This window comes from Aciditerrimonas ferrireducens (assembly GCF_023130475.1).
Taxonomy (GTDB): Bacteria; Actinomycetota; Acidimicrobiia; order Acidimicrobiales; family UBA8190; genus Aciditerrimonas; species Aciditerrimonas ferrireducens.
The window spans coordinates 1-12131 of sequence record NZ_JAKHEX010000017.1 but is presented as its reverse complement, the minus strand read 5'-3'; the positions used below and the strand labels follow the sequence as shown (position 1 = coordinate 12131).

Annotated in this window: 12 protein-coding genes; 11 read left to right on the top strand and 1 reads right to left on the bottom strand. The window is 74.8% G+C overall.

The genetic code is table 11. From position 1 onward, the window contains the following. The 7 genes from miaA to dapE all read left to right on the top strand — a co-directional run bounded on the left by miaA (position 1) and on the right by dapE (position 7897). A complete protein-coding gene (gene miaA / locus Acit_RS09660) occupies positions 1–1023 on the top strand; it encodes a tRNA (adenosine(37)-N6)-dimethylallyltransferase MiaA (RefSeq protein ID WP_248108527.1) in 1023 nt (340 codons plus the stop codon). Beyond that, positions 1020–1976 (top strand): diaminopimelate epimerase, encoded by a 957-nt coding sequence (gene dapF / locus Acit_RS09655; protein WP_248108525.1) that lies wholly within the window; start codon positions 1020–1022, stop codon positions 1974–1976. Before miaA ends, dapF begins: the two co-directional genes overlap by 4 nt. Beyond that, entirely contained in the window at positions 1973–3238 is a 1266-nt protein-coding gene (gene hflX / locus Acit_RS09650; RefSeq protein WP_248108523.1) for a GTPase HflX, read from the top strand. Before dapF ends, hflX begins: the two co-directional genes overlap by 4 nt. Then, positions 3235–4392, top strand: coding sequence for an aminotransferase class I/II-fold pyridoxal phosphate-dependent enzyme (locus tag Acit_RS09645; protein WP_248108521.1), 1158 nt, complete (start codon positions 3235–3237; stop codon positions 4390–4392). Before hflX ends, Acit_RS09645 begins: the two co-directional genes overlap by 4 nt. A 107-nt stretch (positions 4393–4499) precedes the next feature. After that, positions 4500–5795, top strand: a complete 1296-nt coding sequence (locus Acit_RS09640; protein ID WP_376746044.1) for an NRAMP family divalent metal transporter — start codon at positions 4500–4502, stop codon at positions 5793–5795. Between the two features lie 78 nt (positions 5796–5873). After that, positions 5874–6698 carry a 2,3,4,5-tetrahydropyridine-2,6-dicarboxylate N-succinyltransferase gene (locus Acit_RS09635; RefSeq protein ID WP_248108517.1) on the top strand — a complete coding sequence of 275 codons (825 nt, stop codon included), beginning with the start codon at positions 5874–5876 and terminating at the stop codon, positions 6696–6698. 44 nt (positions 6699–6742) lie between these two features. After that, positions 6743–7897, top strand: a complete 1155-nt coding sequence (gene dapE / locus Acit_RS09630) for a succinyl-diaminopimelate desuccinylase (RefSeq protein ID WP_248108515.1) — start codon at positions 6743–6745, stop codon at positions 7895–7897. On the opposite strand, the gene lexA is transcribed toward dapE, so the two are convergent. Next, entirely contained in the window at positions 7894–8628 is a 735-nt protein-coding gene (gene lexA / locus Acit_RS09625) for a transcriptional repressor LexA (protein ID WP_248108513.1), read from the bottom strand. The two genes, dapE and lexA, sit on opposite strands and share 4 nt — an antisense overlap. A 585-nt stretch (positions 8629–9213) precedes the next feature. On the opposite strand from lexA, the gene nrdR reads away from it, so the two are divergent. Genes nrdR through Acit_RS09605 form a run of 4 tightly spaced genes read left to right on the top strand, consistent with a single transcriptional unit; the run spans position 9214 to position 12128 of the window. After that, positions 9214–9681: a transcriptional regulator NrdR gene (gene nrdR / locus Acit_RS09620; protein ID WP_248108511.1), complete on the top strand. Its 468-nt coding sequence runs from the start codon at positions 9214–9216 to the stop codon at positions 9679–9681. 8 nt (positions 9682–9689) lie between these two features. Further along, positions 9690–10457: a PIG-L deacetylase family protein gene (locus Acit_RS09615; protein WP_248108509.1), complete on the top strand. Its 768-nt coding sequence runs from the start codon at positions 9690–9692 to the stop codon at positions 10455–10457. After that, entirely contained in the window at positions 10454–11761 is a 1308-nt protein-coding gene (gene dinB / locus Acit_RS09610) for a DNA polymerase IV (protein WP_248108507.1), read from the top strand. The genes Acit_RS09615 and dinB overlap by 4 nt, the downstream gene beginning before the upstream one ends. Before the next feature lie 43 nt (positions 11762–11804). Next, the gene (locus tag Acit_RS09605) at positions 11805–12128 is read left to right on the top strand and encodes a DUF3040 domain-containing protein (protein ID WP_248108499.1); all 324 of its coding nucleotides are present in this window, start codon (positions 11805–11807) and stop codon (positions 12126–12128) included. Positions 12129–12131: the final 3 nt, after the last annotated feature.

Genomic DNA, 12131 nt, shown 5'->3' with positions numbered 1-12131 from the left:
GTGTCGAGCATCGCCCTGCCGGTGGCCAGCTCCCGTGAACCGGGTCCGCCGACCCGGCCGGGGCCGGGTGATCGGGCGTCGGTCGGTGCCGGGCATCTGGCCTTGGTGGGCTGCACCGCCTCGGGCAAGACGGCCCTCGCCCTGGCCCTCGCCGAGCGGCGACCCGACGTGGAGGTGGTCTCGGTCGACTCGATGGCCGTCTACCGGGGCATGGACGTGGCCACGGCCAAGCCCTCGGCAGCGGCGCGTCTGCGGGTCCCGCACCACCTGGTGGACGTGGCCGATCCCGACGAGGAGTACACCGTGGCCCGCTTCCGGGCCGAGGCCCTGGCCGCCGTGGCGGCGATCGAGCGCCGGGGGCACCGGGCCCTGCTGGTGGGGGGCACGGGCCTCTACCTGCGGGCCCTCGTCGACGACCTGCAGCTGCCGGGCCGCTACCCGGCCCTGGCCGAGGAGCTGTGGGCCGAGACGGCCGACCCCGCCGGCCTGGCCGCGGCGTTCGCCCGGCTGGCCGCCCTGGACCCCCTGGCGGCCAGCCGGATCGAGCCGGGGAACCGCCGACGGGTGGTGCGGGCCCTGGAGGTGACCCTGGGGTCGGGACGTCCCTTCTCGTCCTACGGGCCCGGCCTGACCCGCTACCCGCCGACCCCGGTCCGGCTGCTGGGCCTGCCCTTCGAGCCCGGCGTCGTGGACCGGCGCATCGCCGAGCGCTTCGCCACCTGGCGGCAGGGCAGCCTGCTGGCCGAGGTCCGGGCGCTCGCCGCCCGGCCGGCTGGGCTGTCGCGGACCGCCCGCCAAGCGGTCGGGTACCGGGAAGTCCTGCGGCACCTCGAGGAAGGGGCGGACCTGGCGGCCTGCTACGAGGAGGCCGAGCGCCGGAGCCGGGTGCTGGCTCGCCGCCAGTGGGCCTGGTTCCGGCGGGATCCCCGAATCCAGTGGCTCGACCCGGCCGACGCCCTGCCGGCGCTGCTGGCCGCCTGGGACGCCGCCGGCGCGGACCCTCGAGCGGCGGGTCGCCGATGAGCTCCGGCGAGGCGATGCTGGCCCTCGGGAAGTACGAGGGGGCGGGCAACGACTTCCTGGTGCTCCTCGACCCCCCCGCGGAGGGGCCGCTTCGGGCCGACGAGGTCGTGGCCCTCTGCCACCGCCGCTTGGGGGTCGGGGCGGACGGGCTGCTGGAGCTCCGGCCGGGATCGGCGGGGAGCGACCTCGGGATGGTCCTCTGGAACGCCGACGGCTCCCAGGCGGAGATGAGCGGCAACGGGGTGCGGTGTCTGGTCCACGCCGCCCTCGACGCCGGCCGGGTGGGCCCTGGAGCGGTCCGGGTGGCCACCGCAGCGGGCCTCCGGACCGTCGAGGTCAGGCGGACCGAGGCCCCGGGGACCGCCGAGGCCGAGGTCGCCATGGGGCCGGTCGAGCTGGGACCCGGCTGGGTCCGGGCGGGGGACCGCTGGGAGGAGCTCCTCCCGGTGGCCGGTGCCCCGGCGGGCGCGCCCCGCCTCGAGGACGGTGCCGTGGCCGCCCTCCAGGCGATGCTCACCGAGGCCGTCCCCGGCCCGCGGCTCTGGGTCCGGCTGGCCGGGGCCGGCAACCCCCATGTGGTCGTCGTGCTCGGCGAGGCCCGGGACCGGGAGGAGCTCGGGGCGCTGGCCGCTCGCCTCGGGCCGTCGGTGGGTCGGCTGGTGCCGGGGGGGGCGAACCTCGAGGTCGGGGTGCTCGAGGGCCCGGGTCGGGCCCGCATGGCGGTCTTCGAGCGGGGAGTCGGGCTGACCCAGGCCTGCGGGACCGGCAGCGTGGCCTTCGGGGCGGTGGTGGCGGCGTCGGGGCTGAGCCCGGCGCCGCTCGACGTGGCCAACCCCGGCGGGGTGCTGCGGGTGGCCCTCGGGTCCGACGGCGTCCGCCTCGGGGGACCGTCGCGCCGGGTGGCCGAGGTCCGGGTGGCCCGGGCGTGGCTGTGGGGGCCGCAGCGTCCGTGACCCTCATCGACCGGCGGGTCCAGGAGCGGATCGTCCTCGTCGGGGTGGTCTTCCCCTGGAACCGGGTCGCCCAGGTGGAGGACGACCTCGAGGAGCTGGCGCGCCTGGTCGAGACCGCCGGGGCCCTGGTCGTGGGCCGCATGGTCCAGCGTCGGGACCGGCCCGACCCGGCCACCTTCCTCGGGGCGGGCAAGGCCGAGGAGCTCCACCAGCTCGCCGAGACCCTGGACGCCGACACGGTGGTCTTCGACGACGAGCTGAGCCCCGCCCAGCAGCGGAACCTGGAGCGGATCCTCGGACGGACCGCCATCGACCGCACAGCGGTGATCCTCGACATCTTCGCCCAGAACGCCCGGAGCCAGGAGGGCAAGGCCCAGGTGGAGCTCGCCCTGCTCCGCTACCGCCTGCCCCGGCTCCGGGGCCGGGGCACGGCCATGAGCCGGTTGGCCGGTGGGATCGGCACCCGGGGACCCGGGGAGAGCCAGCTCGAGGTGGACCGCCGGCGCCTGCTCCGGCGGATCGCCGCCTTGCAGGACGAACTGGAGGAGCTGGAGGCCACCCGGGCCACCCAGGCCCGCTGGCGGCGCCGGTCCCGGCAGCGGTCGGTGGCCCTGGTCGGCTACACGAACGCCGGCAAGTCCACCCTGTTGCGGGCCCTGACCGGCAGCGAGGTGGTCGTGGCCGACCGGCTCTTCTCCACCCTGGACCCCCGGACCCGGCGCCTGGCCCTCCCAGGCGGGGAGACCGTCTTGGTGTCGGACACCGTGGGCTTCGTGCGGAAGCTGCCCCACCAGCTCGTCGAGGCGTTCCGGACTACCTTGGCCGAGGTCCGCCAGGCCGATCTGCTGCTCCACGTGGTCGACGGTTCGGTGCCCACGGCCGAGGCCCAGATGGCGGCGGTCCGGGAGGTCCTGGACGAGATCGGCGCAGCCGAGCTACCCGAGCTACTGGTGCTGAACAAGGCGGACCGGGACCCGCAGGTCGTCGAACGCCTGGCCGCCCGGCATCCCGAGGCCGTCGTGGTGGCGGCCGCCACCGGTCAGGGGCTCGAGGTCCTCGTCGACGTGCTCGCCGGGCGGCTGCGGGCCAACGACCAGGTGGCCACCTTGGTGGTGCCCTTCGAGCGGGGCGACGTCCTAGCGGCGGTGCACCGGGAGGGCGAGGTCCTGCGGGAGGAGCACGGGGAAGGAGGGACGACGGTGCAGGTGGTGCTGGACCAGGTGGGCGTGGCCCGCTTCCGAGCATTCGTGGTCGAGCAGTGAGCGCGCTCGAGCCCTACCCCTACGACCGCCTCGCCGAGCTCCAGGGACTGGCAGCCGCCCATCCCGAGGGGGCGGTCGACCTCTCGATCGGCACGCCCTGCGACCCGCCCCCCGAGGTGGTCGAGGCGGCGCTGGCCCGGGCCGAGGGCCTGCCGGGCTACCCGCCCTCGGCCGGCACCCCCGAGGCGCGGGCCGCGGCCGCCGACTGGATGGCCCGACGCTTCGACGTCCGGGTGGAACCGGGCCAGGTCGGCCTCTGCGTGGGCACGAAGGAGCTCGTGGCCACGGTGCCCTGGCTGCTCCGCCAGCGGCGACCCGAGCGGGACCTCGTGCTCTGCCCGGCGGTCGCCTACCCGACCTACGCCATGGGGGCCCGCCTGGCCGGCTGCCGGGTGCTGGCCATCCCCGAGGGCCCCGGGGGCCGACCGAACTGGGGGGCCCTGTCGAGCGAGACCTTGAGGCGGGCCCTTTTGATCTGGGTGAACAGCCCGGCCAACCCGAGCGGAGCATTGACCGACCTGGAGGAGGCAGCGGCCTTCGCCCGCGCGGCCGGGGTGCCCCTGTTCTCCGACGAGTGCTACGTCGAGCTGACCTGGCAGGGGCCGCCCCGGACCGTCCTGGCCGGGGGCGCCGAGGGGGTGGTCGCGGTCCACTCCCTCTCCAAGCGGTCGAACCTCGCCGGTCTACGGGTCGGCTGCTTCGCCGGGGACCCGGGCCTGGTCGGCGAGCTGGTCCAGCTCCGGCGGCACCTCGGCATGATGGTGCCCGCCCCGGCCCAGGCGGCGGCCGTCGCCGCGTGGGCCGACGACGAGCACGTCGCCCTCCAACGGGACCGCTACCGCCGCCGCCTGGAGCGCCTGGCCGGGGCGCTCGAGGCGGCGGGGGCGCCCGTCGAGCTGCCGGCCGGGGGCTTCTACCTCTGGGTGCCGGCCCCGGCAGCCGCCCGGGGCGACGCCTGGGTCCTCGCCCGGGCCCTGGCTCGGGCCGCCGGCATCGTTGGCAGCCCCGGCGACCTCTACGGCGAGCGCCCGGCCCGGCACCTCCGGCTGGCCGTGGTCGTGCCGGACGAGCGGCTCGAAGCGGTCGCCCGCCGGCTCGAAAAGCTCGGTCCCACGGGCCTGGCCGAGGTCCTGGCGGCGGACCAGGAGGCCTGAGGACCGCTGCTAGGCGGGGCGGCCCGGACTGCGCCGGACAGGCACGAGTTTCGGGCAGCTTGATAGAGAAAGTTAGGGTAACCTAATCTTCGGGGGTGGGCGAGGGGATCGAGGACGCAGCCCGCCTGCCGGTCGGACCGGTCAGCCGCCCGACGGCGACGCGGGCCACTCGGCGGCGCTGGCCCTGGGCGCTCGGGCTGCTCGCCATCTGGGGGCCCGGCCTGGTGGTCATGCTGGCCGACACCGACGTCGGCAGTCTCGTGACCGCGGCCCAGTCCGGCGCCCAGTTCGGGTACCGGATGGTGCTGCCGCAGCTGCTCCTCGTCCCGATCCTCTATGTGGTCCAAGAGATGACCGTCCGGCTGGGCATCGTGACCGGGAAGGGGCACGGCGCCCTCATCCGGGAGCGTTTCGGACCTTGGTGGGGGCTGCTGTCGGCCCTGACCCTCTTCGCCGCGAGCGTCGGGGCGCTCCTGACCGAGTTCGCCGGCGTGGCCGGGGTAGGGGAGCTCTTCGGGCTCCCCCGAGCCCTCACCGTGTCGGTCGCCGCCGCCTTCCTCTGCGGGATCGCCCTGACCGGCAGCTACCGGCGGGCCGAGCGCATCGGCATCGCCTTCGGCTTGGCGGAGCTGGTCTTCGTACCAGCCATGATCCTGGCGCACCCGAGCCTCGGGGCACTGGGCCGGGGCCTGGTGCAGCTGCCGCTCGGCAACGGCTCCTTCGTGCTGCTCCTGGCGGCCAACGTCGGCGCCGTGATCATGCCGTGGATGATCTTCTATCAGCAGGGCGCGGTCGTCGACAAAGGGCTCACCCGGGCCCACATCCGGGCCGAGCGGCGGGACACGGCGGTCGGCGCCGTGCTGACCCAGGCGATCATGATCGTGATGGTCGTGACCTTTGCGGCCACGATCGGCAGGCGCCACGCAGGGGCGTCGCTGGACACGGTCGGCGAGCTCGCTCGGGCGCTTCGGCCCTTCGTCGGTCCGGCGGCGGCCGACGTGCTGCTTGGGGTCGCCATGCTCGGCGCAGGCCTGGTCGCCGCGCTGGTGGCGTCGCTGGCCGGGGCCTGGGGCATCGCCGAGGTCTTCGGCTGGACCCACAGCCTCAACGAACGGCCGAACCGCCGCTCGGCGAAGTTCTCCACCGTCTACTCCCTGGCCCACGTCCTGGGCGCCGTCATCGTCCTGCTCAGCCTGGACCTCGTGCACCTCGTCATCGACGTCGAGGTCATGAACGCCCTCCTCCTGCCGGTCGTCCTGGGCTTCCTCCTGGCCCTGGAGGCGAAGGCCCTGCCCGAGGAGGACCGCATGCGGGGTGCCCAGCGCCTGGCGGTCACCGCCCTGTGCGTGGTCGTCATGGCATTCGGGCTGTTCATGGTGCCGAGGACCCTCGGCTGGACGTGAGCATCTTCCGAGGTGACCTCGCTCCCGGTGACCGTCATCGTGACGCCGGGCCGGTGACCGGACGCTAGCCTGCCGCCGATGGCCGACCTCTCCGCCGACATCGAGGAGCTCTGGGCTCGGCGCGCCGAGCTGGTGCCGGGGGACGCCGAGGCCCTGGCCAGCGTCGAGGCGGCCGTCGGGCTGCTGGACCGGGGCGAGGCCCGGGTGGCCGAGGTCGGCGCCGAGGGCGAGGTCGTGGTCCACGAGTGGCTCAAGCAGGCCATCCTGCTGCTCTTCCGGCTCCGGCGGATCGAGACCGTGGAGCTCGGGCCCTTCGAGTTCGCCGATCGGCTGCCCCTCAAGCGCGGGTGGGCGGCGGCGGGCGTCCGGGTCGTGCCGGGCGCCTCGGCGCGTTGGGGTTCCTACGTGGCGCCCGGCTGCGTGCTCATGCCCAGCTACGTGAACATCGGGGCCTACGTCGGCCCGGACAGCATGGTGGACACCTGGGCCACGGTGGGTTCCTGCGCCCAGATCGGGGCCCGGGTGCACCTCTCGGGCGGGGTCGGCATCGGCGGGGTCCTCGAACCGCCGAACGCGGTGCCGGTGGTCGTCGAGGACGACGCCATGATCGGCAGCCGGGCGATGGTGACCGAGGGGGCCCGGGTGGGTCGGGGCGCGGTCCTCGGAGCCGGGACGATCCTGAACCCCTCCATCCCCGTCCTCGACGCCCAGACCGGCGAGGAGCTCTCCCGGGGCGTGGTGCCGGCCTGGTCGGTGGCGGTGGCGGCCAGCCGTCGCCGGTCCTTCCCCGGGGGGGAGTTCTTCCTGCCCTGCGTCCTGGTGATCAAGCGCCTCCCGCCGGGGGAGCGGCACGACAAGGCCCAGCTGGAGTCCCTCTTGCGGGACCACGGAGCGGGCCTGTGACGGCACCAGAACCCCTCCGGGCCGAGCCAGCGAGCGAGGGCCTCATGAGCGGGGCCGAAGCGGAGGACCTCGGGGAACGGTTGCTGGAGCGCACCGCCCAGTTGGTCGAGGTGGCCTCGGTGAGCCATCAGGAGGCCGAGCTGGCCGACCTCGTGGAGGCCGAGGTGCGGGGCGTGGCGGACCTGGGCGTGGAGCGAATCGGGGACAGCGTGGTCGCCCGGAGCGCCGATCGGGGCGGCGCCCGCCTGGTCCTGGCCGGCCACCTGGACACGGTGCCGCCTGCGGTCGAGGGCCTCGGGATCGAACGACTGCCCGATGCCGTGGCCGGCCTGGGCGCGGTCGACATGAAGGGCGGGCTCGCCGTGCTGCTGGAGCTGGCCTGCCGAGCCGCCCACGCCAGAGTGGGCTTGACCTTCGTGTTCTACGCCTGCGAGGAGGTCGCCAGGGAAGAGAACGCCTTGGGGCGCTTGGCCCAGGAGCGTCCCGGCCTGCTCGAGGGCGATGCCGCCGTCCTGGCCGAGCCGACCGGCGGGGTGGTCGAGGCGGGCTGCCAGGGCACCGCACGGATCCGGGTCACCTTGGGGGGCCGACGGGCCCACACCGCTCGACCCTGGACCGGGGTGAACGCCGTCCACCGCATGGCCCCGCTCCTGGCCCGGATCAGCAGCTATCCGGGCCGGCGGGTCCGGCTGGATGGCTGCGAGTACCGGGAGCAGCTCCAGGCGGTGGCGGTCCAGGGAGGGGCGGCGGCGAACGTCGTGCCCGACCTGGCTCAGTTGGTCCTGAACCACCGCTTCGCCCCGGACCGCAGCCCCGAGGAAGCCCTCGCTGCCCTCGAGGCCTGGGTCGAGGAAGACCTCCAAACCGCCTTGGGGGACCAGCTCGAAGTCCTCGACGTGGCACCGGCGGCGCCGCCCCACCTGGCGAGTCCCTGGCTGGCCGCCTTGGTGGCGGCCACCGGTCAGGCCCCACGCGCCAAGCTCGGCTGGACCGACGTGGCCACCTTCGCCGGCATGGGCGTGCCGGCGGCCAACTTCGGGCCAGGCGACCCCCGTCTGGCCCACGGACCCCGGGAAGTGGTCCACCGGGACGAACTCCTCCACGCGTTCTGGGTCCTCGGCGCCCTCGTCGGACTGCCGACCAGCGGACCCGAGCTCGACCCCAGAGGTCCGGGGGAGCCAGGTCCGCCCCGCTCCTAGAACTGCCGGAGCAGGCTGACCACCTTGCCGTAGAGGACGACCTCGGCCGCATCGAGGACGATCGGCTCGTAGCGGGGGTTGGCGGGCTCCAAGACCACCGCACGACCCCGCCGGCGGAAGGTCTTGACCGTGGCCTCCTCGCCCGGGAGGCCGGCGACCACGACGTCGCCTGGGTCGGCGGTTGGCTGTTGGCGCACGACCACCACGTCGCCGTCCAAGATCCCGGCCTCGATCATCGAGTCCCCCCGGACCCGCAAGCCGAAGACGGTGCCCTGACCGACGAGGTTGGCGGGAAGCGGCAGGACGTCCTCGACCAGCTCGTCGGCGAGCACGCCGGTGCCAGCTGCCACCTGGCCGACCACCGGTACGGCTCGAAGCGCGCCGATTGCCTCCCCGAGCCCGTACCCCGCCCCGCTCCCGACGGTTCCGGCGCCGGCCCCGAGCGAGGTGCCGGCCTCAACGGGCCCGCCGTGCCCGTCCTCCAGGTCGGGCAGGCGCCGCAGCTCGATGGCCCGAGGTTTGCTGGGGTCCCGCCGGAGGTAGCCCATGGCCTCGAGGGCCGTCAGATGCCCGTGGACGGAGGCCGACGAGCACAGGCCGACGGCCTCGCCGATCTCCCGGACCGAGGGGGGGTAGCCCCGGGTGGCTTGGCAGCGGGCGATGAACGCCAGGATCTGCCGGCGCCGCGGGCTGAGCTCGACGTCTTCGTCCACCGGGGCGACTCCCTTCACGCGTCGACCAGCCTACCGCCTGACCACGCCGGGGACAAACATTCGTTCGGTTCCTAACCCTCCGGAGACCCCCGTGGCCACCGAAGGGCACAGCAGGGCCCACCCTTGACATGAACACGTGTTCGTGGCCATGCTAGGAACATGTCGAACATCAGTTCGCCATCCCGTCGGATGGGGTTCGCCCATGAAGGACGCCCGGCATCCCGCCGACGTCGATTTCCCACGTCGCGGTCGGGGGCCTGCGAGCGTGGCGGCGGATCGACGGGCTGGGTGCGGCCGCTGGTCCCCGAAGGTAGGGAGCCGGGGGCGGGTCACGCCCGGGGTCTCGAGCGGGGGGCGAGGGGGCGCCCGGGTCGTCGAGCGAGGAGCGGCCGACGGTTCCTGGCGGCGCTGGGCGCCAGTGTGGGGGTCGCGCTCCTGGCGTCGCCGATCTGGGGGCAGCCCATGCGGCCATTGCCGAAGGTGCCGCCGCCGGTCGGGACGCTGGCGGTGGCGCCGGCGGCGGGCGGCGGGCCCGGGGGGTCGTGCCTCGGGTCGTGCTGATCGTTCAGGGGCAGGTCAGGAGGGCGGGCTACCGTGGATCTGGTGCGGTGCCCGTGGTGTGCCAGCGTCGACGACCGGGTCGTCGACTCGAGACTGGCCGAGGACGGCGCGGTGATCCGGCGGCGGCGGGAGTGCGGTGCGTGCGGCCGGCGCTACACGACCTACGAACGGATCGAGCAGACGCCGCTGTGGGTGCGGAAGCGGGACGGCGGGCGGGAGCCCTTCGACCGAGCCAAGGTGAAGGCTGGCGTCCTCGCGGCGGCGAAGAACCGGCCGGTCACCGCCGAGGCGGTGGCTGGCCTGGTGAGTTCGGTCGAGGAGGCCTTGCGGGGCCAGGCCGAGGTGACGAGCCAAGAGGTGGGGCTGGCCGTCCTGGAACGGCTCCGGGACCTGGACGAGGTGGCCTACCTGCGTTTCGCTTCGGTGTACAAGGGCTTCGAGCATGTGGGGGACTTCACCCGGGAGGTCGGCCTCCTGACGAAGACCACCGAGCCGAAGAGGCGGAGCTGAGGCCGAGGGTGTCCGGAGAAGGCGAGGCCATCACCCTTGGTCAGGCTCGTGGCCCTTCGGCGGTCGGCCGGCTGCGGGTCGGCGGGGTGCCGCGGTCGGCGCTGGCCATCTACGCGCATCCTGACGACGCGGACGTGTCCTGTGGCGGAACGCTGGCGACCTGGGCCAAGGCCGGCTGCCAGGTCACCTTGGTGGTGTGCACGAAGGGTGAGAAGGGGACGACGAGCCCGAGCGTGGACCCCGAAGCGCTGGCGGCGCAACGGGCCTCGGAGATGGCGGCGGCCGCCAAGGTCCTCGGGGTGGCCGATCTGCGGGCCCTGGGCTACCCGGACGGCGAGGTGGAGAACGACCGGGAGCTGCGTCGGAAGCTGGTCAGGGTCGTGCGGGAGGTCCGGCCCGAGGTGGTGCTCTGTCCTGACCCGACCGCCTTCGTTTTCGGGGAACGGTACGTGAACCACCGGGACCACCGGGTGGTCGGGGCGGCGGCCCTCGACGCGGTGGCCCCGGCAGCAGGTCGGCCGGCCTACTTCCCCGAGGCGGGTGCCCCGCACGAGGTCCCCGAGGTCCTGCTGTCGGGGACGCTCCAGCCGACGGTGTGGGTCGAGGTCGCCGACGGCTTGGCGGCCAAGGTCGAAGCGGTGGGCTGTCATCGGAGCCAGCTGGGCGACGAGGGAGCATGGGTGGGGGAGGTGGTCCGGCGGCGCGCCGGCGAGGAGGGACGGGCCGCGGGCCTGTCCGCGGCCGAGGCCTTCCGGCAAGTGCTGCTGTCGTGGTGAGCCATCGGGTCGATGCCCGCTCGCAGTTGCGGATCCTTCACGTGGACCTCGACGCCTTCTTCGCAGCCGTCGAGGTGCTCGACGAGCCGGCCCTGGCTGGCCGGCCGGTGGTCGTCGGCGGGTCGGGCCCGCGGGCGGTCGTCGCCTCGTGCAGCTACGAGGCTCGCCGCTTCGGGGTGCGCTCGGCCATGCCCATGCTGGAGGCGCTGCGGCGCTGCCCGGAGGCGGTCCACCGGCCCCTCCGGATGGCTCGCTACCGGGAGATCGGACGGGCGTTCCTCGACCTGCTGCAGGCGGCGGCGGCGGACGTCGTCGAGCCGGTCGGCCTGGACGAGGCCTACCTGGATCTGGGCGGGAACGCCCGCTCGGATCGCGCGGTGGCGGCCCTCGCCCAAGGGTTGCGTCGCCAGGTGGCGACCGAGCTCGGCCTCAGCGCCGCCGTCGGCGTGGCGGCCCACAAGCACGTCGCCAAGCTGGCCTCACGGGCGGTCAAGCGTCTCCCGCCGGTCGTCCGGGGCGAGCGCGGGATCCTGGTCGTCCCGCCGGAGGCCGAGGCCGACTTCCTGGGCCCGCTGCCCCTGGCGGCGGTGCCTGGGGTCGGGCCGGTGACCGCGGCCCGTCTGGCCGGGATCGGTCTTCACCAGGTGGCCGACCTGCGGACCGTGCCGCGGACCGTCCTCCGACGGCGCCTCGGCCAGGCCGCCGGGGACCGGCTCCTCGCCTTGGCCCAAGGACAGCTCGACGAACCGGTTCGGGCCAGCCGGCCCCGACGGTCGATCAGCAAGATCGTGACCTTTCCGAGCGACGTCGAGGACCGCGAGCGGCTCCGGGGGGTCGTGGCCGTCCTGGCACAGGCCCTCGGCGACCAGCTGGCCGACGAGGGCCTGCTCGCTCGGAGCGTCTCGGTCGGCCTCCGAGACCCGGCCCACCGGGACCACCATCGGACGAGCAGCAGCGACGCGGTCGGGGGAGCCTGGTCGGTGGGGCGGCAGGCCCTCGCCCTGTTCGATCGGCTGCCCGGGCTGCCGGCGGTCCGGGCGGTCGAGGTCAGCGTGCAGGGGCTGCGGCCCAGGAACGAGGTGGTCCAGAGCCCGACGCTGCCGTTCGGGTGCGGCGACGGTTCGACCCCGGGCGGCGTCGCCGTGGGTCGTCGGCGTCCGCCGGTCAGCCTGGACGCCGTGGCCTCGAAGCTGCGGACCCGGTTCGGTCCACGGGCCCTCCAGCCGGCGTCGACCCTGCCCGGGGCCGGGGCCCGAGGGCTCGCCGGTGGCGTTGTGGGCTCCCTGGGCCTGCGCGAAGATTGAGGTAAGGAGACGGACCGGCCGGTCGAGCAGCGAGGGGGTGCTGGTGCCGCTCTCGGAGCACGAGCAGCGGGTACTCGAGGAGTTGGAGCGCTCCCTGGCGCGCCACGACCCGCGCTTCGTCGCTCGGGTCCACCGAGGGAGCCGGGCCGTGGCCCTCCAGCGGGCTCGCTGGTGGCTCCTCGGGGCGCTCGTCGGGGTCCTGCTCATGGTCGGGACGTTCGCCGTCTCGCCCTTCCTCGGCCTGCTCGGTGCGATCCTGACCTTCGGGTCCGCCCTCGGCGCGCTCGGGGCCCTGCGCCGCTCGCCGGGGGAGCAGCGACCGACGGTCAGCCAGCACCCCGAGGCTGGCGGTCCCCGGTCGAGCTGACCT